Consider the following 24,224-nt stretch of genomic DNA (forward strand, 5'->3'; position numbering starts at 1 on the left):
CCTACGCGCGGAGCGTCGCCCCGAACCGGTGTGCCGCCTCGGCGACGACCGCCTCGCGCACACCGGCCGCCTCGTCCGCGGTGAGCGTGCGGTCGCTCGCCCGCAGCCGGAGCGAGAACGCGAGCGACTTCCGTCCTGCGCCCACCTGTGCACCCTCGTAGACGTCGAACAAGCGCACCTCCTCGACGATGTCGCCGGCCGGCGACCCCGCCGCTCCCGCACGAACAGCCTCCAGCACGTCGCCCGCGGGGACATCCGCGTCGATCACGAGGGCGATGTCCTCCTTCGCGACCGGGAAGGTCGAGACCTCGCGCGCCTGGCGCGGTTCGGTCGGGACCGCGCCGAGCAGGACGTCCAGGTCGACCTCGAACGCCGCCGTCCGGGCCGGCAGCCCGAGCTCGGCGACCACGGACGGGTGGAGCTCGCCGGCGAAGCCGACGACGGCGCCGCCGTCCGCGAGCTCGAGCCGTGCCGTCCGTCCGGGGTGCCACGGCATCTGCCCCTGCTCCTGACGCAGGACGACCGCGGCGCCCACGACATCGGCGACGAGGCATGCCGCGTCGATCGCATCGGTGTGGTCCGCGCGGCGACCCTGCCCCCACCAGCCGGATCGCTCACGTGCGCCGGCGAGGACGGCCGCGACGTGCCGCGGCTGCGCGGGCACAGCGCTCCTGATCCGGTCGAGGACGTCGTCCGCCGGGCGCGAGCCACCGGGCAGCGCCGGGACCTGACGCACGTCGCCGTCCGGCAGCGTGACGAGCCCGAGCTCGAACAGCAGGACGTCCGAGGCCCCGCGACCGATGTTCCGCCGGGCGGTCTCGAGCAGGGTCATCAGCAGGTTCGTCCGCATCTCCGGCTGCTCCTCGGAGAGCGGGTTCACGAGACGCACCGCGCGCCGGCGTCCGTCGTCCGCGGGTATCCCGAGCGCGTCGAACTGCTCGGGACCGACGAACGGGTAGCTCAGCGTCTCGACGAGACCCGCCTCCGCCAGCGCCGTCGCCACGGCCCGACGTGCACGCTGGGCCTGCGTGAGGCCACGGCCGACCGGGGCCGGCGGGACGATCGACGGGATCGCGTCGTAGCCGCGCAACCGCGCGACCTCCTCGACGAGATCGACGGGCGCCACGAGGTCGGGTCGCCACGAGGGCACCTGGACCCGGACCGTGCCCGGCTCGGTGCCGTCCGCGACGCCGCACCCGATCACGAGGAGCGTCTCACGCACCTCGGCCTCGGTGTAGTCGACGCCGATGAGCGCAGCCGGCAACCCGACGGGCAGGACGATCGGCGCTGGGGCGTTGGTGCGATCGACGTCTGTGAGCGCGGCGTCGGCGACCCCGCCACCGTGCTCGACGAGCAGCTCGACGACACGTGCCACGGCGACGCGCGGGAGCTGAGGGTCGACCCCCGCTCGAAGCGTCGTGAGGCCTCGCTCGGCAGCTTGTGCCGACGGGCGGTCCTCGCGATGGTGATCGGGTCGAAGTGGGCGGCCTCGATCAGCAGGTCGGTGGTCGTCGGTGCGACCTCGCTCTCCGCGCCGCCCATGACACCGGCCAGACCGAGGATCCGGCCCCCGCGAACCCCGTTCGGGCTGTCGGTGATGAGGAGGTCCTCGGCGACCAGGGCGCGGTCGACACCGTCGAGCGTCGTGAGGCGCTCCCCCGGTGCGGCCCGGCGCACGACGACGGGCTCCGCCACCCGTGCGAGGTCGTAGGCGTGCAGTGGCTGGCCGAGGTCGAGCATGACGTAGTTCGTGACGTCGACCGCGAGCGAGATCGGACGCATGCCGGCCTGCGTGAGCCTCTGCTGCATCCAGGTCGGCGACGGCGCCGAGGCGGCGACGCCGCGTACGACCTGGGCGACGAACCGATCCGCCCCTGCGACCCCGTTGATCGGCGCGGCGTCGTCGATCTCCACCGCGACACCCTCGGGCGCGGCGTCGGGCACGCGCGCCGCGAGACCGCGGTCGACGAAGGCCGCGCCGGTCGAATGGCTGTACTCGCGCGCGACACCGCGCATCGAGAAGCAGTAGCCACGGTCCGGGGTCACGTTGATCTCGAGGACGTCCTCACCGAGCCCGAGGAGCGCACGGGCGTCCGTCCCGGGCTCGGCCTCGAGACCGAGGCGCGAGATCACGATGATGCCGTCGTGGTCGTCACCGAGCCCGAGCTCGCGCGCCGAGCAGATCATGCCGTCCGAGACGTGACCGTAGGTCTTCCGCGCAGCGATCGGGAACGGTCCCGGGAGCACCACCCCGGGCAGCGCCACGACGACGCGGTCGCCCACGTCGAAGTTGTGCGCACCGCAGACGATCCCGCGCGGGCGCAGCGTCCCGTCCTCGCCGACCTCGTTGTGCGAGCCGACGTCGACCCGGCACCAGTTGATGGTCTTGCCGTTCTTCTGCGGCTCGGGCGTGCGCTCGACGACCTCGCCGATCACGAGCGGACCGCTGACGGCTGCGGGGTGGATCGCCTCCTCCTCCAGGCCGACGCGGACCAGGTCCGCAGCGAGCTGGTCGGCGGTGAGGCTGTCGGGCAGGGTGACGTGGTCGGCGAGCCACGTCAGGGGGATGCGGGGCATCAGATCTCCGTCCCGAGCTGCAGGGAGAACCGTGCGTCCCCCTCGACCATGTCGTGCATGTCCGCGATGCCGTGGCGGAGCATCAACGTGCGCTCGATCCCCATGCCGAACGCGAAGCCCGAGTAGACCTCGGGGTCGACCCCGCAGGCCCGAAGCACGTGGGGGTTGACCATGCCGCAGCCACCCCACTCGATCCAGCCGGGCCCGCCCTTCTTCTGCGGGAACCACAGGTCCATCTCGGCGCTGGGCTCGGTGAAGGGGAAGAACGACGGTCGCAGCCGCGTGCGCGCCTCCGGTCCGAAGATCGCGCGGGCGAAGTGGTCCAGGGTCCCCTTGAGGTGCGCCATCGTGAGGCCCTTGTCGACCGCGAGCCCCTCCACCTGGTGGAAGACGGGCGTGTGGGTCGCGTCCAGCTCGTCGGTGCGGAACACCTTCCCCGGGCAGGCGATGTACACCGGCAGCTCACGCTCGAGCAGCGTGCGTGCCTGCACCGGAGACGTGTGCGTGCGCAGGACCAGGTGCGAGTCGACCCCCGGGGCGCCGCTCTCGACGAAGAACGTGTCCTGCATCTGCCGCGCGGGGTGGTCGACACCGAAGTTCAGCGCATCGAAGTTGAACCACTCGGCCTCGAGCTCCGGCCCTTCGGCGATCTCCCAGCCCATGGCCACGAACATGTCGGCGATGCGCTCCTGCAGGGTCTCGAGGGGGTGCCGGGCCCCGCGCGGCCTCCGGTCGCTGCGCACGGTCACGTCCACCGACTCCTCGAGGAGCACCCGGGCGTCCCGCTCGGCCTCGAGCTCGGACTGGCGCTGTGCCAGGGCCGCGTTCAGTCGCCCGCGGGCCGCACCGACGAGCTTGCCCGCCTGTGCCTTGTCCGCGGGTGCGAGACGACCGATCTCCCGGTTGGCGAGCGACAGCGGGCTGCGGTCGCCCACGTGCGCCAGTCGGGCGAGCTTGAGCTCGTCGAGGTCCGCGGCCGCACCGAACGCGCCCAGCGCCTGCTGGACGGCACGGTCGACGGCGTCGGCGTCGAGCGGGGAGATGGGCGGTGCGTCTGAGATGGACATCCGTGCCTTCCGGGGCAGGTCGAATCGGCCGTACGACCAGGTCGAGAGTCTAGTGCGAGCCGTCCGACGCGACGGCCGACGACCGCGCCGTGGACCGGTGCGCGCGCGCTGACGCGTAGAGGCACACCGTTGCCGCCGTCGCGAGGTTGAGCGACTCGGCCCGACCCCAGATCGGTACCCGTACCACCCCGTCCGCGAGGGCTCGGTCCTCGTCGGACAACCCCCACGCCTCGTTGCCGAACACCCATGCCGTGGGGTGGGTGAGGTCCGGCATGGTGCTCGCCCCGGCGCCGCCGGCGACGTCGGCGAGGTCGTCGAGGTCGAGATCGCCCGCGCCGTCCGCGGCAAGGACGCTCAGTCCTGCCGCGCGAGCAGCGAGCACGGTCTCCGCGAGAGACGGGCCGGTGACGACGGGGAGGTGGAACAACGAGCCCGCGGTCGCGCGAACGACCTTCGGGTTGTGCAGCTCGACGCTCTCACTGGTCAGGATGACGGCATCCGCACCGGCGGCGTCCGCTGCCCGGATCACCGTGCCGGCATTGCCGGGGTCACGCACCCGGGCAAGGATCGCCACGAGCCGCGGCCCCCGAGAGAGCACGTCGGACAGAAGCGGGGCGACGACATCCATGACGGCGACCAGCCCCTGGGCGTCCGCGCTCATCGCCGCCAGGACCTCGTCGCTCGCCTCGTGCACCCGGACGCCTCCGGAGTGCGCCGAACCGACGATGTCGGGGTACCGCGCTGCCGCCGTCGCGGTGACGTAGAGGTCATGGATCCGCCCGGGGGCCTCGCGCACCGCTTCACGGACCCCCTGAGGGCCCTCGACGACGAACCGTCCTGTCCGCAGGCGCGACGAACGCCCGGAGAGTGCTCGTACCGACCTCACCCGCTCGGCGCGGGGGTTGGTCAGCACCGGCATCGTCCGGGCGTTCCTCGTGACCTGCGTCTGACCGACGTCGATGCTCAGACCGCGGCCGGGGCGTTGACGTCCGCCGGCAGCGCGGCCTTGGCGACCGCGACGAGCGCGTTGAACGCGGTGACGTCGTTGACCGCCATGTCGGCGAGCACGCGACGGTCGACCTCGACACCTGCGAGCTTGAGGCCCTGGATCAGCCGGTTGTAGGTCATCCCCTGGGCGCGGGACGCTGCGTTGATCCGCTGGATCCACAGCTTCCGGAAGTCGCCCTTGCGCGCCTTGCGGTCGCGGTACGCGTAGGTGAGGGAGTGGGTGACCTGCTCCTTCGCCTTGCGGTACAGACGCGAACGCTGACCGCGGTAGCCGCTGGCCCGCTCGAGGGTTGAACGACGCTTCTTGTGGGCGTTGACTGCCCGCTTCACGCGTGCCACGTGATGCTCCTTGGTTCTCGGGGCTCACAGGTGAGGGAGGGGCGCACGGGCGCCCCGGACCTCACTTGCCGAGCAGCTTCTTGATCTTGGGGGTGTCGGCCTTGGAGACGACCAGGTCGGGAGTCAGACGCCGGGTACGGCGGCTCGACTTGTGCTCGAGCAGGTGGCGCTTGCCCGCCTGCTCACGCATGAGCTTGCCGCTGCCGGTCAGCCGGAAGCGCTTCTTGGCACCGGAGTGCGTCTTGTTCTTCGGCATGGCTGCCGTCTCTCCTCATCGTCACATCGCGCGGACCTCACGCGACTTGGTCGTGCGGGGATCGCTCGATCCCCACGCAGGTCAGTTCTGGTCGGTCCCGGGCTTCGGTGCCGGAGCCTGGGGAGTTGCTGGTCTCGGTGCCCGCGGCGCGGGCGTCCTCGGTGCGGGAGCCTTGGCGGCGGGTGCCCTGGGTGTCGGCGGCTTGGGTGCCGCGACGGGGCGCGGTGCCGGGGCCGCCGGAGCAGGTGCGACGGCTTCAGGCGCCGCAACGGGAACATCCGCCACGGCGGCTTCGACCACCGGAGCCACGACCGCAGGAGCCTCCGTCGCCGGGACCTCCATTGCCGGAGCCTCCGTAGCCGGGGCGTCGACGACCGGTGCGGGACTGGAAACTTGCTCCGGAGCAACCGGGGCTTCAGGTGCCGTCGGGCTCTGACCCGCCGTCGGCTGCTGCGCGGCGGCAGGCTGCTCCGTACGGGACGCGGCGCGACGCTGCTCGCTCTTCTGGTCGGCCTTCTTCTTGACCGGGCCGATGACCATGATCATGTTGCGGCCGTCCTGCTTCGGCGCGCTCTCGACGAAGCCGAGCTCGGCCACGTCGTCGGCCAGACGCTGAAGGAGGCGGATGCCCATCTCCGGGCGCGACTGCTCGCGACCACGGAACATGATCATGACCTTGACCTTGTCGCCGGCCTTCAGGAACCGCTCGACATGGCCCTTCTTCGTGCCGTAGTCGTGCGGGTCGATCTTGAGCCGGAAGCGAATCTCCTTGAGGACCGTGTTGGTCTGGTTGCGGCGGGCTTCGCGCGCCTTCATGTCTGCTTCGTACTTGAACTTGCCGTAGTCCATGATCTTGCAGACAGGCGGTCGCGCGTCCGGGGCGACCTCGACGAGATCGAGGTCGGCGTCCTGCGCCAGACGAAGGGCGTCCTCCACGCGGACGATGCCGACCTGCTCGCCCTCAGGGCCGACCAGGCGGACCTCGGCGACGCGGATCCGATCGTTGATGCGGGGCTCGCTGATGTGGGACTCCTCACGTTCGTGTCGACGACCACCGCTCACGAAGAACGCCCCCGTGTGCGAGCACAAGAGGGCGTGAGATCCGACGGCGCGTCGCACCGCGAAGCGGCACGCCACGTGCGACTCAGAACGGCGGTACCGCCCCGAGCCAACCTTCGGACCGAACCCGGCACCTGGTGGCGTCAGGCACGAGGCCTGGCAGCGCGGTCGGCGACAGGTGGGATCAGCTCCACTTGTGCACTGGTACGTGCCTGTGACAGCGCGCACCAGTCGGTCGAGGGCCAACTCTAGCATCGGAGCGCCAGTCCGGCTGTCGCGGGTGCTGCACGGCCTGTCGGTCCTCCGCCGTCGCCGGGTGAGAGGATCGTCCCCATGACCGACCTCTCCCCCGATCCGGACATCGCCGCCGCGACCCGCGACATCGCCGAGGTGAGCGCCGTGGAGGTGATCACGACCGCGGCGGTGCACCTGATGAGCGCCGCAGCCGTCAAGTGCGGCCTCTCGGAGGACACCGCCGAGACCACGGGCGCCGACCTCCTCGACCTGGACGAGGCGCGGAAGCTGATCACGGCCCTGGCTGCTCTCGTCACCGCCTCAGCCCCTGACCTCGGCAACCAGCACGCTCGCGCGCTTCGCGACGGGTTGCGTTCGCTGCAGCTCGCCTTCCGGGAGGCGTCGCCGTTCCCGGACCCCCTCGGCCAAGGCCCCGGCGAGAGCTACACCGGTCCGGTCAGCTGATCGACCTCGCACCGGATCCCACCGGTGGGATCCGGCGGGATCCGGGCAGATCCCGTCAGTCGACGAGACTGGGCTCGGCACGCAGCAGATCGGCATCCAGCTGCCCGGTGCGCGACGGTTCCGCGGTCAACGGCCCGGCAGACGGCTCAGCAGGTGCAACCTCGCCAGGCGCATGCTCGAGACCGACGCTCTCCGGCGCCGCACGACGCCGGGACACGCCGAGCACCATCACGCCGACCCCGGCAAGCACTCCCGCCACGACGCTCGCGGCGAGGAAGCCCGTGCTCGGGCCGAACCGGTCGATGGCCCAGCCGCAGAACGGCGCACCCACGGCTGCGCCGACGGTCATCGCCGTACCGTTCCACCCCATCACCTCGCCGCGCCTGTCCTCGCTCACCTCGCGCACCAGCTCCGCGGTGATCGCCGACAGGGCCGGGGCGCACGGGATCCCCGCGACGACGAGCGCCACCGCGAGCAGCAGCGGCGTCCCGGCGAACGCCACCGGGACGGTCGCGACCGAGAGCACCAGGACCAGCACCAACGGGCTGACCCGTCGGTGGCCCGCACCGTAGACGAGCCCGCCGATCATCGAGCCGCCCGCCCACAGCGCGACCATCCAGCCGATCGACGAGCCCTCGCCCCACTGCCGCAGCACGGCGACGATGCTCACGTCGGTCCCGTTCAGGACGAACGCCGCCGCCGATGACGCCGCAAGGACCACGACGAGACCGGGGGTGATGACCCTCGTGACGGCCCTCGGTGACGCCGCGACGCCGCTGCCCGCTCCGACCACGGGCTCGCTCGGGGTCGCACTGCGTGTCGGCGGGTTGAACCACATGAGGAGCGCACCCGCGCCGACCGTCGACAGCCCGACCACCACCAGCGCCGCAGTCGTCGACACCTGGGTCGCGATCATCACCCCGGCCACCGGTGCCAGCATGAACGTGAGCTCGGTTCCGACCGAGTCGAGCGCGTAGGCGGTGTGCTGCTGGGGCTGCGGCACCAGCACCGCGAGCGACTGGCGAACGACGGGGAACACCGGGACCAGGAACAGACCGGCGAGGAACGCAGCCGCGACCAGTGCCCGGTAGCCGAGGAACGGCGCGACCGTCCAGACCGAGGCTTCGACGATCACCGACGGGACGAGAGCTCGTCGGAGCCCGATCGTGTCGACGCGACGCCCACGCCACGGCCCACCGACCGCCATGCCGATCGTCAGGGCCCCCGCGACGATCCCGGCCTGCGCATACCCCTTGCCGAGCGGACCGACGACGTGGAGCGTCACGACCACACCCGTCATCGCATGCGGGAGGCGCGCCACGAGAGCGATGAGGTTGAGCCGGAGCACGCCCGGACGGCGCAGCAGATCGGAGTAGGGGGCGAGGGACACCAGGACATTCTCCCGCGCGTGACGGTGCACCGGCACCATATTTTCCTGTCCCCACCACCCGACCGCCTGATGCCCGGACAACCCGCACGTCCGTATCCTGGCGGAGTGATCACCGAGCCTCCGGTCCCCGACGGGCGCGGGCGCACCGGCGCCCGCGACGGAGCCGACCCGCTCCCGACGGCCGCACTGCCGGTGGCCCCCGATCCAGCCGCGGGAGACACCGTCCCGATCGCTCTGCCGTCCGCCGGACAGCCGACCGCCGACGCAGCGCGCGTGGCGTACGCGCCCACGCCCGAGCACCTGGCGAGCGCACCTCCAGTCCGGCGTCGGCGAGTCTCACGGGCCATCGCCGCCCTGGTCGTCCCGCTCGTGGCGCTGCTCGGCCTGTCCGGCTACCTGGTCGTCGCGACGCACGAGCACCAGCGCGCCAGTGCGGAGTGGCGCACGCTGGCCGAGCGCAAGGCCGACGAGCTCGCGACCGCGCAGCGAGACCTCCAGGGCGCGACCAGCGAGCTCGCGGCCGTCCGGGACCAGCTCGCGACCGCGACCTCCCGGATCACCGAGCTGGCGAACGAGAAGGCCCAGATCGGCGACGAGATCGCGACCCAGCAACAGCTCGCCGACTACCAGAAGAGGATCGGCGCCGCGGCCGCGACCGTCGCCTCGGCCCTCGACCGCTGCGTCACCGCCCAGCAGACCTTGATCGGATACCTGCGCGACGCGGCGAGCTACGACAGCACGGACCTCGCGCGCTACTCGTCCGACGTCGACGCGTTGTGCCGGTCGGCGCAGAACGCGAACACGTCGCTGCAGGCCGAGCTCGCCAAGTGAGCACGCGCAGCAGGCGACCTTCCCCCCGCTCCTGGTGGTGGTCGGCGTGACCGCAGCGTGGGGACTCCTCACCGGCTGCGGCGTGGTCCCTGCACTGCCCGCCCCCGTGCCCACCGACATCTCCGGGACCACGCAGCCCGAACCTGCACCCACCGCGACCGGCAACCTCTCGCCCGACGGCTTCGACCAGGCGCAGCGGATGACCGTCCGGATCCGGAACATCGGCTGCTCGTCCCTGTCGACCGGCTCGGGCTTCGCGATCGACGCGAACACCCTCATCACCAACCGGCACGTCGTCGCCGACTCGGCCGACCTCCAGCTCAGCACCTACGACGGTCGGGACGTCGCGGTCACCGCTGCGAGCACCGCGTCGCTCGCTGATCTCGCGGTCGTCCGCACCGCCGAGCGGCTGCCGGCCGCACCCGAGCTCGCCGACCACGACCCGACGGTGGGCGACCCGGTGACCGTCGTCGGGTACCCGCTCGGCGGACGGCTCACGGTGACGAGCGGACGGGTGACCGGTCAGACGACCGACCCGCTGCACCAGAGCCTCGGCACCGTGCTGGTCACCGATGCGCCGGTAGAACCCGGCAGCTCCGGCTCCGCCGCGCTCGACGCGCGCGGACGGGTGATCGGCGTCGTGTACGCGAAGGACTCCGCGGGCGACAGCTTCCTGGTCCCGATCAGCACGGTGCGGGCGGTGCTGGCGGACGCGAGCGCTTTCACGCCGGTTCCCTCGTGCTCCTGACAGGACGACCCTGTCACGGTCGCACGACCTGCACGTGGGACAGTGGGCCCGACCGAGGAGTCGGTCCTCGGCAGACCCGTGGAGGAGTGCCTCATGGCCAAGCACCCGGAGCTCGACCTTGCGTCCCTGGTCGGTGCGGCGAGCGATGCACTGCACGTTCGGCGCGTGTTCGGAGAGCCGTACGAGCGCGATGGCCGCACCGTGATCCCGGTGGCGAAGGTCCTCGGCGGTACCGGCGGGGGTAGCGGCGGGGCGGCCACAGACGACCCGGCGCCAGGTCAGGAGAGCGGCGGGTTCGGGGCAGGCGGCGGGTTCGGGATCCAGGTGAGACCGATCGGTGTCTACGTGATCGACTCAACGGGCGTCCACTGGAAGCCGGCCGTGGACGTGAACCGAGTGGTGCTCGGCGGACAGATCACCGGCGGGCTCCTCGGGATGTCACTCGTGATGCTGCTGACCGTCCGGAGCCTGCGTCGACGCGGTCCACGACGCGCCTGAGCCGTCGGCGGGCGCGTCACGCGTGCCGTGGTCCTCAGGCGGACCGCAGTCGCAGCTCGAGCGAGTCGACCCGCTGCGAGACGACCTCCTCGGCGGCGAGAGCCGCGCCGACACGTTCCAGGACGACATCGAGCTCGGCCTGCCGCAGACCCGCACGGAGGGTCAGGACCACGGCGACCTCGGCACGTCCTCCTGCGGTCGTCTGGACGTCGACGACCTCGCCGATCGCTGCCAGGGCTCCGCGCACGGACCGGGTGACCGCGGGATCCACGACGTCCCCGACGACAGCCGGCACCCACTCCTGTCCCTGCGCGAGCGCCCAGACCGCCGGTCGAGGCACCAGGACCGGTACCGGACCGGCCGGGTCGAGCACCATGACCTCCCAGCCCTCGTCCACGGCAGACAGCGCCGCCCGAGTCGCCTGCGCCGGCACGGGGCGTGCGTCGCGGCGCCACGCCGCCATCGTCTCGACGCTCGAGAACACCGGGAGCGCGGTGCGCCCGTCCGGTGTCCGGATCGCGACGATGCCGGTGGACCCCTGCGAGTCGACGACGTGCGGACCGGCCGCGACGAGCTCCTCGGCGTGCGCGACGACCGGGACGAGCACGCGCGCACCCGCGAGCGCACGCACGACGTCCACAGGGCCCTGCTCCTCACCGGCGAGGCGTGACAGGGCTGCCGACAGCTCCAGGTCGGCGCGCCCGTCGTCGCCGGCGAAGGCAGAGGTCGGTGGAAGCTCGCGTCCGGGCACCGCGATGCCCGTCAGGGTCGCCCGGCGACGTCGAGCGCCTGGGGCAACGTGAACGCCCCGGCGTAGAGCGCCTTGCCGACGATCGCACCCTCGACCCCGACCGCCACGAGGGACCGGAGAGCGACGAGGTCCTCCAGGCTCGAGATCCCACCCGACGCGACCACCGGGGCGTCGGTCCGCTCGCACACGGCTCGCAGCAGCTCGAGGTTCGGACCGCGCAGCGTGCCGTCCTTGGTGACGTCCGTGACGACGTACCGCGCGCAGCCGGCGTCCTCGAGCCGCGCGAGCACCTCCCAGAGGTCACCGCCTTCCTGGGTCCAACCGCGCGCCGCAAGCGTGGTCCCGCGCACGTCGAGACCGACCGCGACCGCGTCGCCGTGGCTCGCGATGACCTTCGCGGTCCACTCGGGGTTCTCGAGAGCGGCGGTCCCCAGGTTGACCCGGCGTGCCCCGGTGGCCAGCGCCCGGTCCAGCGACGCGTCGTCGCGGACACCTCCCGACAGCTCGACCTTCACCCCGAGACGACCGAGCTCGTGGGCGACCTCCGCGAGAAGCGGCGCGTTCGAGCCTCGGCCGAACGCCGCGTCCAGGTCCACCAGGTGGATCCACTCGGCCCCGCCCCGCTGCCAGTCGAGCGCCGCCGCGAGCGGGTCACCGTACGAGGTCTCCGAGCCGGCCTCGCCCTGGACAAGTCGGACGGCCTGGCCGTCGGCGACGTCGACGGCGGGCAGCAGCTCCAGACGATCGGTCATCGGGGTCCTCTCGGGTGTGGTGCCCGGCATCGGGCTCTCGGACGTGACCGGGAGACCGGCATGCCCGCACGGATGTCAGCGCAGCGACTCGACCCAGTTGGTCAGCAGCTGCGCACCGGCGTCGCCGGACTTCTCGGGGTGGAACTGGGTTGCGCACAGCGGTCCGTTCTCGACCGCCGCCACGAACCGGTCACCGTGCTCCGCCCACGTCACCGCGGGCGGTTCGAACCTCGCGTCACCGAGCGGTGCGAACGACCTCGCGGCGTACGAGTGCACGAAGTAGAAACGCTCGTCCTCGACGCCCGCGAACAGCCTCGAGCCGGCCGGGGGTTCGACAGTCGCCCACCCCATGTGCGGGACGACGTCGGCCTCGAGCCGGTCGACAAGACCGGGCCACTCCCCCAGGCCGTCGGTACGCGTACCGTGCTCGTCGCCGGCCTCGAACATCACCTGCATCCCGACGCAGATCCCCAGGACCGGCCGACCGCCGGCGAGCCTTCGGTCGATGATCTGCCCGCCGCGAACCGCCTGCAGGCCCGCCATGACCGCGGCGAACGCCCCGACACCGGGCACGACGAGCCCGTCCGCCTCGGCTGCGGCGCGGGCGTCGGCGGTGAGCTCGACCTGCGCGCCGACACGTTCGAGGGCACGGACCGCGGAGCGGACGTTGCCGAACCCGTAGTCGAGGACGACGACGGTCGGCGAGGTGCTCACGGACCCCAGGTTACCGGTCGGCTCCCGCGACGACGCACGCGTCTGCGCCGCGAGACGCCGCCGGCGTCACTCGGCTGCGCGACGTGCCGAGCGTGCCTGCGCGGCGAGCGTGCGCATCGCCTTCCACCGCGACATCCCCACGCTCGTGACGACTCCCTCGACGTCGGCCGCGTCCGTCGTGCCGAGCACGAGGTCCTCGAGGACCGCCGGCGCGTCGGACAGGACGAGTCCGGCAGGGAGATCGTCCCCCGCCTGACCGTCGAGCCACCGCTGGGCCGCGACCTGACCGCCACGGCGCGTGAGCAGGATCACGGGGACACCCTTGACCGCCGCCGACAGCACCGACGCGACGCTCGCCGGACCGGTGCCTGCAGGGTCGCGGCAGATCGCGATCGCCCCGACCGGCGAGTCGACCGCGTCGATCGCGAGACCGTTGAGGGCCCCGGCGGCCGCGAGCGCCTGTGCCGAGGCGACCTGTGTCAGCACGAGCGCACGCGTGACCTCCTCCTCGAGGGACGAGAGGTCGTCGGGGATCTCGAGGTCGTGCGGCAGCTCACCCTCGGGGTGCGTGCCGCCGTCGGGCTCGAGGTAGCTCACAGCGCGCCCTTCGTGCTCGGGACGCCGGTGACGCGCGGGTCGGGCTGCACCGCGAACCGCAGCGCCCGCGCGAACGCCTTGAACTGCGCCTCCACGACGTGGTGCGGGTCGCGGCCCGCGAGCACGCGCATGTGGAGGCAGATCCCCGCGTGGTGCGCGATCGACTCGAAGACGTGGCGGGTCAGCGACCCGGTGAAGTGGCCGCCGATCAGGTGGTACTCCTGTCCGGCGGGCTCTCCGACGTGCACCAGGTAGGGCCGGCCGGACACGTCGACCACCGCCTGGGCGAGGGCCTCGTCGAGCGGGACCAGGGCATCCCCGAACCGCGAGATGCCGGCCTTGTCGCCGAGCGCCTGCCGGAGCGCCTCGCCGATCGAGATCGCGACGTCCTCCACGGTGTGGTGCACGTCGATGTGCGTGTCCCCCGTCGCACGGACGGTCAGGTCGATCAGGGAGTGCTTGCCCAGGGCCGTGAGCATGTGGTCGTAGAACGGCACCGTCGTCGCGATCTCGGTACGTCCCGTCCCGTCGAGATCGAGCTCGACCAGCACGCTCGACTCGGACGTCACCCGCTCGACCCGTCCGGTCCGTCCGGCTCTCGTCGCCGCAGTGGTCACAGTCCCGCCACCTCCACCAGGGCGTCGCGGAACGACGCCATCTCCGCCGGGGTGCCGATCGACACCCGCAGCCAGCCCTCGGGCCCGACCTCCCGGATGAGGACCCCGCGCTCCAGCAGACCCTGCCAGATCGCGTGCCTGTCGTCGAACAGGCCGAACAGCACGAAGTTCGCGTCCGAGTCGGCCACGGTGAAGCCGCGCTCGCGGAGCCACGCGACGCAGGCGTCCCGGTCGTCGCGGAGCGAGCCGACCTGGGCCATCAGCTCGTCGGCGAACGACAGTGCCGCGCGGGCGACGGCCTGGGTGACCCCGGAGAGGTGGTACGGCAGGCGCACCACCCGGAGCGCGTCGATCAGCGCGGGGGCCGCCGCGAGGTACCCGACGCGCGCGCCCGCGAGCCCGAACGCCTTGGACATCGTGCGGCTGACCGCGAGGTTCGGGTGCTCGGCGAGCAGCTCGAGCGCCGACGGCGTGCCCGCGCGCCGGAACTCCCCGTAGGCCTCGTCGACGACGACCACGCACCCACCCGCCACCGCGTCGGCGGCGGCCAGGACCGCCTCCACGTCCGCGAGCGGGAGTGCGGTGCCGGTCGGGTTGTTCGGGCTCGCCAGGAGGATCACGCTCGGCTGGTGCCGGACGATCGACTCCACCGCGACCGTGGTGTCGAGGCTGAAGTCGTCGGCGCGCCGCCCGGCCACCCACGCGGTCGACGTGTCGCGCGCGTACTCGGGGTACATCGAGTACGTCGGGGCGAAGGACAGCGCGGTGCGCCCGGGTCCGCCGAACGCCTGCAGGAGGTGGAGCATGATCTCGTTCGAGCCGTTCGCGGCCCAGATCTGGTCCGGAGCGAGCACGACCCCGGACTCACGCCCGAGGTACGCCGCGAGATCCCGCCGGAGCCCGAGGAAGTCGCGGTCCGGGTACCGGTTCAGCCCGTGCGCCGCCTCGGCGACGTCCGCGGCGATCCGGGCCACCACGGCGTCGGACGGCGGGTACGGGTTCTCGTTGACGTTGAGCAGGACCGGGACGTCGAGCTGCGGGGCACCGTACGGTTCGAGTCCCGCGAGCTCGGGGCGAAGGGGAAGGGTCACGGGGCGATTCTAGGTTCTGGGAGCGGATCGTCCGCCGACTGTCGGTGGGACCTGCCTACCATCGCCGCATGACTCCCCCGGCGCAGGCCCCGACAGCGACCGACCGGACGACGATGCGACGCGACGCCCAGGCGGCGCTCGTGGCGCTCGTCGGTCGTGACGACGCGGTCCTCCGGGAGGACCAGTGGACCGCGATCGAGGCGCTCGTCGCCGATCGACGCCGCGCCCTCGTCGTGCAGCGGACCGGTTGGGGCAAGTCGGCGGTGTACTTCGTGGCGACCGCGCTGCTGCGGGCACGTGGCGCGGGGCCGACGGTGATCGTCTCGCCGCTGCTCGCCCTGATGCGCAACCAGGTCGAAGCCGCTCAACGGGCCGGCATCCGTGCCGAGACGATCAACTCCTCGAACGTCACCGAGTGGGCCGACGTCCACGACCGGATCTCCGCCGGCGAGGTCGACGTCCTGCTCGTGTCACCGGAGCGCCTCAACAACCCGGGCTTCCGCGACGAGGTCCTGCCTCGGCTCGCCGCCGATGCCGGCCTGGTCGTGGTCGACGAGGCCCACTGCATCTCGGACTGGGGGCACGACTTCCGGCCCGACTACCGGCGCATCCGCACGCTGCTCGACGAGCTTCCGGCCGGGATCCCGGTTCTCGCGACCACCGCGACCGCCAACGCGCGCGTCACCGCCGACGTGGCGGAGCAGCTCGCCGGGACCGCTGGACCTGCGGGAGCCGGTGCCGCCGGTGACGTCCTCGTGCTGCGTGGCGGTCTCGACCGCGAGAGCCTGCACCTGGCCGTGCACCGCCTTCCGGACGCCGCGTCCCAGCTCGCCTGGCTCGCGCACCGGCTGCCGCGGATCGACGGCTCGGGGATCGTCTACTGCCTCACGGTCGCAGCCGCGCAGCAGGTGACCGAGCACCTGCGTGGCATCGGGCTCGAGGTGCGGGCCTACACCGGTCAGACCGACACCGCCGAGCGCGAGCAGTCCGAACAGGACCTGCTCGCGAACCGGGTCAAGGCCCTCGTCGCGACCTCCGCCCTCGGCATGGGCTTCGACAAGGGCGACCTCGCGTTCGTCGTCCACCTCGGTGCGCCGGCGTCACCGATCGCGTACTACCAGCAGGTCGGCCGCGCGGGTCGCGCCACCGCGAAGGCCGAGGTCGCTCTCCTTCCCGGACGGGAGGATCGTGCGATCTGGGACTACTTCGCGTCGCTGTCGTTCCCGCCCGAGGCCGAGGTCCGACGCACCCTCGCTGCACTCGAGGATGCCGGAACGCTGTCGACCGCGGCGCTCGAGACACGCGTCGACCTCCGGCGCAACCGGCTCGAGCTCATGCTGAAGGTGCTCGACGTCGACGGCGCCGTCCGCCGTGTCCGTGGCGGCTGGGAGTCCACAGGACGCCCGTGGGCCTACGACGAGGTCCGGTACGAGCGCGTGGCGGCGACGCGGCGAGCCGAGCAGCAGGCGATGGTCGACTACGTCGGTCTCGACTCGTGCAGGATGGCCTACCTGCGCGCCGCGCTGGACGATCCCGAGCTCGCACCCGGGTGGCGCTGCGGCCGTTGCGACGTGTGCGTCGGAGGCGCGATCGGGCCGGGACCGGAGACCGGACCGGACGAGGCGGAGATCGCCGCGGCGCGGGAGCGGCTCGCCACGCCCGGCGTGGAGGTCGAGCCGCGCCGTCAGTGGCCGACCGGGATGGAACGCCTGGGTGTCCCGCTCAGCGGGAGGCTCAGGGCCGACGAACGGGCCGAACCTGGGCGTGCCGTGGCACGGCTCGACGGCCTCGGCTGGGGCGGACTCCTGCGGGACCTCTTCGCCGCGGGTGCACCAGGTAGCTCGGAGCAGGCTCAGGGCGACGGGCTCCCGGTACCGCTGCGTCGGCCGGTGCTGGACGTCCTCGCCGCGTGGGCCATGGACCCTGCCCCGGAGGGGATCGTGTACGTGGAGTCCGCCTCACGGCCCGGACTGGTCCGGCACCTCGCCGAGGGGGTCGGCCGCCAGCTCGGGATCCCGGTGATCGGCACCGTCCGCCCGATCTCGGGGACCGCCGCCGGACGCCACGACGTCAACTCGGCGCAACGCCTGGCGGGCGTCGTCCGGAGGCTCGAGCTCGCGCTCTCGGACCAGGCGGCCGCAGGGCTCGCCGGGCGCGCCGTCCTGCTGGTCGACGACCGGATCGACTCGGGCTGGACGATCACCGTCGCGGCACGGCTCGTGCGCCTGGCCGGTGCGAGCGCAGTCCACCCGTTCGTGCTGGGCGTCGGCTGACCGCGCGCGACGGACGCCACCTCGGACGTCAGAACCGGGCTGGCAGTCGGGACCGGGCCGACGGCCAGAATCGAGCCAGCAGTCAGAACCGGGCGCGGACCGCCTCGCCGTGCGCCGGAAGGTCCTCCGCGTCGGCCAATGCCACGATCCGGTCGGCGAGCGTCCGGAGAGCCTCTGCGTCGTACTCGATCACCTGGACCGGTCGGACGAAGCTGTGCACCCCGAGCCCCGAGGCGAAGTGCGCGCACCCACCGGTCGGCAGGACGTGGTTCGAGCCGGCCATGTAGTCGCCGAGCGAGACCGGGGAGTACGGACCCACGAAGATCGCGCCGGCGCTCGTCACCCGCTCGGCGACCGCCGCAGCGTCCGCGGTCTGGATCTCGAGGTGCTCGGCACCGTAGGCGTTGACCACGGCCAGCCCGGCGTCGAGATCGTCGACGAGGACGACGGCGGACTGCGAGCCGGCCAACGACACCCCGATGCGCTCGGAGTGCTTCGTTGCCGCCGCACGCTGCGCGAGCTCGACGTCCACGGCATCGGCCAGCTCGGCCGACGGCGTCACGAGGACCGCGGCCGCCAGCGGGTCGTGCTCGGCCTGGGAGATGAGGTCGGCGGCGACGTGGGCCGGGTCCGCCCCGGCATCCGCCAGGATCGCGATCTCGGTCGGTCCCGCCTCGGCGTCGATCCCCACGACCCCACGCACGAGCCGCTTCGCCGCGGCGACGTACACGTTCCCGGGTCCGGTCACGATGTCGACGGGCTCGCACAGCTGCGCGCCGTCCTGCGGCTCGCTGCCGGCCGCGCCGTACGCGAACATCGCGACCGCCTGCGCGCCGCCGACGGCGTAGACCTCGTCGATGCCGAGCAGCGCGCAGGTCGCCATGACGGTCGCGTCCGGGAGCCCGCCGCCAGAGAGCTGGGGCGGCGACGCGACCGCGAGGGACCCGACACCCGCCTCCTGGGCGGCGACCACGTTCATGACGACGGACGACGGGTAGACCGCGAGCCCACCCGGGACGTAGAGGCCCACGCGACGGACCGGGATCCACCGCTGCCGGACCTGGGCGCCCGGCGCGAGATCCACCGAGAAGTCGGCCGGGCGCTGCGCCGCGTGCACGGTGCGCACACGAGCGATCGTCTCGTCGAGCGCCGTCCGCACCCCAGGGTCGAGCGCGGCCAGAGCGGCGTCGAGCGCGCTCTGCGGGACGCGCACGTGCTCAGGGCGCACGTGGTCGAACTGCTCGGCGAGGTCACGGAGGGCCGCCGCACCGCGTTCACGGACGTCCGCGAGGATCGGGGCCACGCGCGCACTGGCGGCGTCGACATCGAGCTCGGCTCGCGGCAGGGCCTGGACGAGCTCACGGGCGGTGAGGTTGCGACCACGCAGGTCGATGCGGAAGATCACCGGTCAAGTCTAGTTGCCGACACAATGGCCTCATGAACAGCGACCCCAGCCCGGTACCCATCTCCGACGACACGATCCGGCTCGGCCAGTTCCTCAAGCTTGCCGACCTGGCCGAGACCGGGGCCCACGCGCGCGAGCTGCTCGAGGACGACGCGGTCACGGTGAACGGCGAGCCCGAGCAGCGTCGCGGCCGTCAGCTCCACCGAGGGGACGTCGTGTCCGTCGACCTGCCGACCGGGTCCCGCACGGCCGTCGTCGGCTGAGATCCGGCACGTCCGTCGGCCGGCACCTGCGCAGGGAGGTGGCGGCCGCGTCGCGTCACGACGCGAGGCAGCTCGGTCCGAGAAGCGCCTTGAGGTCACCGAACAACGCGGGCGACCGCTCCACCCGGAGGTTCTCCTCGAGTCGCATGACCGTCGCCCGCCCCGGACTCGTGAGACGGAGGTGGACCTCGGTGACCCCTGGGTGCGTGCAGAGGATCTCTCGCAGCTTCTCGACCACCGGCGGGATGCACCGGGACACCTGCATCGACACGACGACCGGCGCGTCGGCGACGGCCGTCATGTCCGGGAGGGTGACCTCCATGGCCTGGAGCTGCATCGTGTCGTCGCGCCGACGCACCCGGCCACGGAGCACGACGACCTGGTCCTCGGCGAGCACGGTCGAGTACGCGAGATAGGTCTCGCCGAAGAACATGACCTCGACGGAGCCCTCCATGTCCTCGATCGTCACGGCCGCCCACGGGTTCCCCTGCTTCGACATCTTGCGCTGCAGGGACGTGATGAGCCCGGCGATCACGACGGTCGAACCGTCCGGCCGGAACTCGTCCGCGAGCAGCGTCGCGATCGAGACGTCTGCCGACTGCGCGAGGACGTGCTCGAGACCGGACAGCGGGTGGTCGGAGACGTACAGGCCGAGCATCTCGCGCTCGAATGCCAGGCGCTGCTTCTTGTCCCAGTCCGGTAGGTCCGGGACGACGACCGAGAAGCCGGTCGCCGCCGAGTCCTCTGCGGCGAACACGTCGGCGAACAGGTCGAACTGCCCCTCCGCCTCCTTGCGCTTGACCCCGATCACCGAGTCGACGGCCTGCTCGTGCACGAGCAGGAGCGCCCGACGGGTGTGCCCGAGCGAGTCGAAGGCGCCGGCCTTGATCAGCGACTCGATCGTCCGTTTGTTGCACACGACCGCCGGGACCTTGTCGAGGAAGTCCGTGAACGACGTGAAGGCTCCCTTGGACTCCCGGGCCTTCACGATCGCATCGACGACGTTCGCCCCGACGTTCCGCACCGCGGTGAGACCGAAACGGATGTCCGGGCCGACGGCGGTGAAGTTGGCCGACGACGAGTTCACGTCCGGCGGCAGCACCGTGATGCCCATGTGACGGCACTCGCCGAGGTACAGGGCCGACTTGTCCTTGTCGTCCCGCACGCTCGTGAGGAGACCGGCCATGTACTCGGTCGGGTAGTTGGCCTTGAGGAAGGCCGTCCAGTAGGAGACGACGCCGTAGGCCGCCGAGTGCGCCTTGTTGAACGCGTAGCCGGCGAACGGGACCAGGACGTCCCACACGGCTTGGATCGCCCCGTCGGAGTAGCCGCGCTCGCGGCAGCCGGCCTGGAACGGCACGAACTCCTTGTCCAGGACCTCCTTCTTCTTCTTGCCCATCGCCCGGCGCAGCAGGTCGGCCTGGCCGAGCGTGTACCCCGCGAGCTTCTGCGCGGCGCGCTGCACCTGCTCCTGGTAGACGATCAGGCCGTGGGTGATCCCGACGATCTCCTCGAGCGGTTCCGCCAGCTCCGGGTGGATCGGCTCGATCTCCTGGAGACCGTTCTTGCGCAGGGCGTAGTTGATGTGCGAGTTCATGCCCATCGGACCGGGCCGGTACAGCGCGATGACGGCGGAGATGTCCTCGAAGTTGTCGGGGCGCATCTGGCGCAGCAACGACCGCATCGGGCCACCGTCGAGCTGGAAGACCCCGAGGGTGTCACCCCGCCCGAGCAGCTCGTAGGTTGCCGGGTCGTCGAGAGGGACCTCCTCGATGCGGATCGCCGGCTTGCCGTTCATCACGATGTTCTCGAGCGCGTCGTCGAGGATCGTGAGGTTCCGCAGGCCGAGGAAGTCCATCTTGATCAGGCCGAGCGCCTCGGCGGCCGGCTGGTCGAACTGCGTGATGATCGCGCCGTCCTGCGGTCGCCGCATGATCGGCACGATGTCGATCAGGGGTTCGCTCGACATGATCACGCCGGCCGCGTGCACGCCCCACTGGCGCTTGAGGTTCTCGAGGCCCCGTGCCGTCTCCAGGACGCGTTGCGCCTCCGGGTCCGCCTCGACGACCTTGCGGAACTCCTCCGCCTCGGCGTAGCGCGGGTCGTCCGGGTTGTAGATCCCCTTGAGCGTGATGTCCTTGCCCATCACCGCGGGGGGGCATCGCCTTGGTGAGCTTCTCCCCCATCGCGAACGGGAAGCCGAGCACCCGGGACGCGTCCTTGAGCGCCTGCTTCGCCTTGATCGTGCCGTAGGTCACGATCTGCGCGACGCGGTCCTCGCCGTACTTCTCGGTGACGTACCGGATGACTTCTCCACGCCGACGCTCGTCGAAGTCGACGTCGACGTCGGGCCAGGAGATCCGCTCGGGGTTCAGGAACCGTTCGAAGATGAGTCCGTGCTCGAGCGGGTCCAGCTCGGTGATGCCCATCGCGTAGGACGCCATCGACCCGGCCGCGGAGCCTCGCCCGGGCCCGACCCGGATGCCCTGGTCCTTGGCCCAGTTGATGAAGTCTGCGACGACCAGGAAGTAGCCCGAGAACCCGAGCTGCGTGATGACGCCGGTCTCGTACTCGGCCTGCGCCCGGACGTCGTCCGGGACAGCTCCCGAGTACCGGCGCTGCAGCCCCGTCTCGACGGCCTTGATGAACCACGACTGCTCGTCCTCACCGGCTGGCACCGGGAACCGCGGCATGTAGTTCGCGTTCGTGTTGAACTCGACCTCGCACTGCTCGGCGATGAGCAGCGTGTTGTCGCACGCCTCCGGCAGCTCCGCCCAGGTACGACGCATCTCCTCAGCGGACCAGACGTAGAACTGGTCCGTGTCGAACTTGAACCGGTCGGGGTCGGCGAGCGTCGTGCCGGACTGCACGCACAGCAGCACCTCGTGCGCGTGGCTGTCCTCGTGACGCGTGTAGTGGAGGTCGTTCGTCGCGACGAGCGGGGCGTCGATGACCTTCGCGAGCCGGATCAGGTCCTTGAGGACCCTCCGCTCGATCTCCAGGCCGTGGTCCATGAGCTCGACGTAGAAGTACTCCTTGCCGAACATGTCCTGCAGCTCGCCGGCAGCGCGGACGGCCTCGTCCCACTGCCCGAGCCGGAGCCGCGTCTGCACCTCGCTCGACGGGCAGCCCGAGAAGGCGATGATGCCCTCGGAGTATCGGCTCAGCAGCTCCCGGTCCATCCGGGGCCACTTCGCCATCTGGCCCTCGAGCGACGCGAGAGAACCCATCCGGAAGAGGTTGTGCATGCCCTCGGTCGTCCGGGACAGCAGCGTCATGTGCGTGTAGGCGCCCCGGGCGGAGACGTCGTCCGCTGCCTGGTGCGCCTCGCCCCACTTGACGCGGGTCTGGTCGAACCTGCTCGTCCCTGGGGTGAGGTAGGCCTCGATGCCGATGATCGGCTTGATGCCGTGCGCACGTGCCCGGGACCAGAAGTCGAACGCCCCGAAGAGGTAGCCGTGGTCCGTGATCGCCATGGCCTTCTGGCCCAGCCGTTCGGCCTCCGTGAGGAGCTCGTCGATCCGCGCCGCACCGTCGAGCATCGAGTACTCGGTGTGAGCGTGGAGGTGGACGAAGTCGGAGCCTCCGGACGATGCCATGCGGGTCAGTCTAGGTCGCCGCCACCCACACGCGGAGCCTGCAGGTCCTGCTCGTAGGTCGCCCGGAGAGTGCCGAGCGCTGCCGCGAGATCGTCCGGGTACGTGCTCGTGACCTCGAGCCACTCACCGCTCGACGGGTGCGTGAACCCGAGGCGCACGGCGTGGAGCCACTGCCGAGACAGGCCGACCCGCGCGGCAAGGCTCGGGTCGGCACCGTAGGTGAGATCGCCGACGCACGGGTGGCGCAGCGCCGCGAAGTGCACGCGGATCTGATGGGTGCGACCGGTCTCGAGATGCACCTCGACGAGCGAGGCCGCCGGCAGCATCTCGAGCACCTCGTAGTGCGTGATCGACGGCTTGCCGCCGGCGATCACGGCGAACTTGTAGTCCGCCGACGGGTGCCGGCCGATCGGCGCGTCGATCGTGCCGGTCGTCGGCTCCGGGTGACCCTGCACCAGGGCGTGGTACACCTTCTCGACCGTGCGCTCCTTGAACGCCCGCTTGAGGACGCTGTAGGCGTGCTCGCTCTTCGCGACGACCATCAGACCCGACGTCCCGACGTCGAGCCGGTGGACGATCCCCTGCCGTTCCGCTGCGCCGGAGGTCGAAATCCGGTATCCGGCAGCAGCCAGCGCCCCGACGACCGTCGGGCCCGTCCACCCCGGCGACGGGTGCGCGGCGACGCCGACGGGCTTGTCGACGACCACGACGTCGTCGTCGTCGTGCAGCACACGCATCCCGGGCACCGGTTCCGCCACCACGACCAACGGCGCCGGGGTCGTCAGGGTCACCTCGAGCCACGAGCCCGGGACCAACCGGTCCGACTTGACGACCGTGCGCCCGTCGACGAGGACGTCTCCGTTCTCGGCGAGCTCGGCCGCGCGCGTCCGGGACACCCCCCAGGAGCCGCGAGAGCCCGGTGTCGACCCGTTCGCCACCGAGGCCGTCCGGGACGGGCAGCGCGCGGACCTCAGACATCGGCGGGGTCGACCGTCGGGTCCCCGTACGTGCCGTCGGTCCGGAGCAGGTCGCCCTCACCGGTGCGCGCGTCCGTCGGGGCGTCGGACCCACCGGCCGCGGCGTGCGGACCCGGGTCCGTCGTGCGCGTCGCCTCGAGGGTGCCGTCGATCCGGATTCCCCGCATCGACAGCAGCACGATGACGACAGCAGCCACCACGATCGCGACGTCGGCGACGTTCCCGACGAACAGGTGCGCGTACGCGATGAAGTCGACGACCTCGCCGCGCCCGAGGCCGGGCTCCCGCACCAGCCGGTCGATGAGGTTGCCGAGCGCGCCGCCGAGGAGCAGGCCGAGCGCGACGGCCCACCCCGTCGAGCCGATCCGGCGCGACGCGCGCACGATCACGACCGCCACCACGACCGCCACCACGGTGAGCACCCAGGTCATCCCGGTCGCGATGGACAGCGCGGCACCCGGGTTGTAGACGAGGGAGAGGCCGAGGAGGCTGCCGATGACCGGCGTGCGCTCACCCGGGGTGAGCGCACCTACCGCCCAGGCCTTCGACACCTGGTCGACGACAAGGACGGACAGCGTCAGTGCCGTCAGCAGCACCATCAGTCGCCGCCGCCGGCGCGCCGAGACCGGCGCGTCCGTCGGAGCCGCGCCCGCCGGCACGACCGAGGGGGTGGGCTCGTCGTGGCCCGTCACAGGTTCAGGAGTCGTAGACAT

20 protein-coding genes and 3 pseudogenes are annotated in these 24,224 nt (G+C 71.8%); 6 read left to right on the top strand and 17 right to left on the bottom strand.

Annotation, left to right across the window (positions count from 1 at the left end; translation table 11 throughout):
• Position 1: 1 nt before the first annotated feature.
• The 6 genes and pseudogenes from pheT to infC all read right to left on the bottom strand — a co-directional run bounded on the left by pheT (position 2) and on the right by infC (position 6,309).
• A pseudogene (gene pheT / locus LJB74_RS01930) lies at positions 2 to 2,577 on the bottom strand (phenylalanine--tRNA ligase subunit beta).
• Positions 2,577 to 3,644, bottom strand: coding sequence for a phenylalanine--tRNA ligase subunit alpha (gene pheS / locus LJB74_RS01935; protein WP_259306947.1), 1,068 nt, complete (start codon positions 3,642 to 3,644; stop codon positions 2,577 to 2,579). Before pheS ends, pheT begins: the two are co-directional and overlap by 1 nt.
• A 49-nt stretch (positions 3,645 to 3,693) precedes the next feature.
• Positions 3,694 to 4,563 (bottom strand): RNA methyltransferase, encoded by an 870-nt coding sequence (locus LJB74_RS01940; RefSeq protein ID WP_259306948.1) that lies wholly within the window; start codon positions 4,561 to 4,563, stop codon positions 3,694 to 3,696.
• Positions 4,564 to 4,607: 44 nt separating this feature from the next.
• Positions 4,608 to 4,991, bottom strand: coding sequence for a 50S ribosomal protein L20 (rplT, locus tag LJB74_RS01945; RefSeq protein ID WP_259306949.1), 384 nt, complete (start codon positions 4,989 to 4,991; stop codon positions 4,608 to 4,610).
• 61 nt (positions 4,992 to 5,052) lie between these two features.
• Positions 5,053 to 5,247, bottom strand: coding sequence for a 50S ribosomal protein L35 (rpmI, locus tag LJB74_RS01950; protein ID WP_259306950.1), 195 nt, complete (start codon positions 5,245 to 5,247; stop codon positions 5,053 to 5,055).
• Between the two features lie 81 nt (positions 5,248 to 5,328).
• Positions 5,329 to 6,309, bottom strand: coding sequence for a translation initiation factor IF-3 (infC, locus tag LJB74_RS20520; RefSeq protein WP_310650787.1), 981 nt, complete (start codon positions 6,307 to 6,309; stop codon positions 5,329 to 5,331).
• Between the two features lie 330 nt (positions 6,310 to 6,639).
• Here infC and LJB74_RS01960 point away from each other — a divergent pair, with 330 nt between their 5' ends.
• Complete coding sequence (locus LJB74_RS01960; protein WP_259306951.1) at positions 6,640 to 7,005, top strand: DUF1844 domain-containing protein; 366 nt, start codon at positions 6,640 to 6,642, stop codon at positions 7,003 to 7,005.
• 55 nt (positions 7,006 to 7,060) lie between these two features.
• On the opposite strand, the gene LJB74_RS01965 is transcribed toward LJB74_RS01960, so the two are convergent.
• A complete protein-coding gene (locus tag LJB74_RS01965; RefSeq protein WP_259306952.1) occupies positions 7,061 to 8,395 on the bottom strand; it encodes an MFS transporter in 1,335 nt (444 codons plus the stop codon).
• Between the two features lie 105 nt (positions 8,396 to 8,500).
• Here LJB74_RS01965 and LJB74_RS01970 point away from each other — a divergent pair, with 105 nt between their 5' ends.
• From LJB74_RS01970 to LJB74_RS01980, 3 genes are all read left to right on the top strand, one after another.
• Positions 8,501 to 9,226 (top strand): hypothetical protein, encoded by a 726-nt coding sequence (locus LJB74_RS01970; protein WP_259306953.1) that lies wholly within the window; start codon positions 8,501 to 8,503, stop codon positions 9,224 to 9,226.
• A gap of 46 nt (positions 9,227 to 9,272) precedes the next feature.
• Positions 9,273 to 9,974, top strand: a complete 702-nt coding sequence (locus LJB74_RS01975; RefSeq protein ID WP_259306954.1) for a S1C family serine protease — start codon at positions 9,273 to 9,275, stop codon at positions 9,972 to 9,974.
• Positions 9,975 to 10,067: 93 nt separating this feature from the next.
• Positions 10,068 to 10,472: a spore germination protein GerW family protein gene (locus LJB74_RS01980; RefSeq protein WP_259306955.1), complete on the top strand. Its 405-nt coding sequence runs from the start codon at positions 10,068 to 10,070 to the stop codon at positions 10,470 to 10,472.
• A 34-nt stretch (positions 10,473 to 10,506) separates the two neighbouring features.
• Here the strand turns inward: LJB74_RS01980 and LJB74_RS01985 are convergent, their stop codons facing one another.
• The 6 genes from LJB74_RS01985 to LJB74_RS02010 all read right to left on the bottom strand — a co-directional run bounded on the left by LJB74_RS01985 (position 10,507) and on the right by LJB74_RS02010 (position 14,994).
• On the bottom strand, positions 10,507 to 11,223 hold the full coding sequence (locus LJB74_RS01985) for an SseB family protein (protein ID WP_259306956.1): 717 nt from the start codon (positions 11,221 to 11,223) through the stop codon (positions 10,507 to 10,509).
• An 11-nt stretch (positions 11,224 to 11,234) separates the two neighbouring features.
• On the bottom strand, positions 11,235 to 11,975 hold the full coding sequence (gene priA, locus LJB74_RS01990; protein WP_259306957.1) for a bifunctional 1-(5-phosphoribosyl)-5-((5-phosphoribosylamino)methylideneamino)imidazole-4-carboxamide isomerase/phosphoribosylanthranilate isomerase PriA: 741 nt from the start codon (positions 11,973 to 11,975) through the stop codon (positions 11,235 to 11,237).
• A gap of 75 nt (positions 11,976 to 12,050) precedes the next feature.
• On the bottom strand, positions 12,051 to 12,689 hold the full coding sequence (gene hisH, locus LJB74_RS01995; protein WP_259306958.1) for an imidazole glycerol phosphate synthase subunit HisH: 639 nt from the start codon (positions 12,687 to 12,689) through the stop codon (positions 12,051 to 12,053).
• Positions 12,690 to 12,755: 66 nt separating this feature from the next.
• Positions 12,756 to 13,286: a hypothetical protein gene (locus LJB74_RS02000; RefSeq protein ID WP_259306959.1), complete on the bottom strand. Its 531-nt coding sequence runs from the start codon at positions 13,284 to 13,286 to the stop codon at positions 12,756 to 12,758.
• Positions 13,283 to 13,903 carry an imidazoleglycerol-phosphate dehydratase HisB gene (gene hisB / locus LJB74_RS02005; RefSeq protein ID WP_259306960.1) on the bottom strand — a complete coding sequence of 207 codons (621 nt, stop codon included), beginning with the start codon at positions 13,901 to 13,903 and terminating at the stop codon, positions 13,283 to 13,285. Before hisB ends, LJB74_RS02000 begins: the two co-directional genes overlap by 4 nt.
• A complete protein-coding gene (locus LJB74_RS02010; protein ID WP_259306961.1) occupies positions 13,900 to 14,994 on the bottom strand; it encodes a histidinol-phosphate transaminase in 1,095 nt (364 codons plus the stop codon). The genes hisB and LJB74_RS02010 overlap by 4 nt, the downstream gene beginning before the upstream one ends.
• Positions 14,995 to 15,062: 68 nt before the next feature.
• Here LJB74_RS02010 and LJB74_RS02015 point away from each other — a divergent pair, with 68 nt between their 5' ends.
• Positions 15,063 to 17,267, top strand: a complete 2,205-nt coding sequence (locus LJB74_RS02015; protein ID WP_259306962.1) for a RecQ family ATP-dependent DNA helicase — start codon at positions 15,063 to 15,065, stop codon at positions 17,265 to 17,267.
• A gap of 82 nt (positions 17,268 to 17,349) precedes the next feature.
• Here LJB74_RS02015 and hisD read toward each other — a convergent pair whose 3' ends face one another.
• Positions 17,350 to 18,672, bottom strand: coding sequence for a histidinol dehydrogenase (gene hisD / locus LJB74_RS02020; RefSeq protein ID WP_259306963.1), 1,323 nt, complete (start codon positions 18,670 to 18,672; stop codon positions 17,350 to 17,352).
• A 32-nt stretch (positions 18,673 to 18,704) separates the two neighbouring features.
• On the opposite strand from hisD, the gene LJB74_RS02025 reads away from it, so the two are divergent.
• Complete coding sequence (locus LJB74_RS02025) at positions 18,705 to 18,935, top strand: RNA-binding S4 domain-containing protein (RefSeq protein ID WP_259306964.1); 231 nt, start codon at positions 18,705 to 18,707, stop codon at positions 18,933 to 18,935.
• A 55-nt stretch (positions 18,936 to 18,990) separates the two neighbouring features.
• On the opposite strand, the pseudogene dnaE reads toward LJB74_RS02025, so the two are convergent.
• The 3 genes and pseudogenes from dnaE to lspA form a co-directional block, all read right to left on the bottom strand.
• Positions 18,991 to 22,534 (bottom strand): annotated as a pseudogene (gene dnaE / locus LJB74_RS02030) (DNA polymerase III subunit alpha).
• Between the two features lie 5 nt (positions 22,535 to 22,539).
• Positions 22,540 to 23,512, bottom strand: a pseudogene (locus tag LJB74_RS02035) (RluA family pseudouridine synthase).
• Positions 23,505 to 24,224 (bottom strand): signal peptidase II, encoded by a 720-nt coding sequence (lspA, locus tag LJB74_RS02040; RefSeq protein ID WP_310650788.1) that lies wholly within the window; start codon positions 24,222 to 24,224, stop codon positions 23,505 to 23,507. Before lspA ends, LJB74_RS02035 begins: the two are co-directional and overlap by 8 nt.

Origin of the sequence: Cellulomonas sp. P24 (assembly GCF_024704385.1) — a bacterium.
Classification (GTDB): domain Bacteria; phylum Actinomycetota; class Actinomycetes; order Actinomycetales; family Cellulomonadaceae; genus JAJDFX01.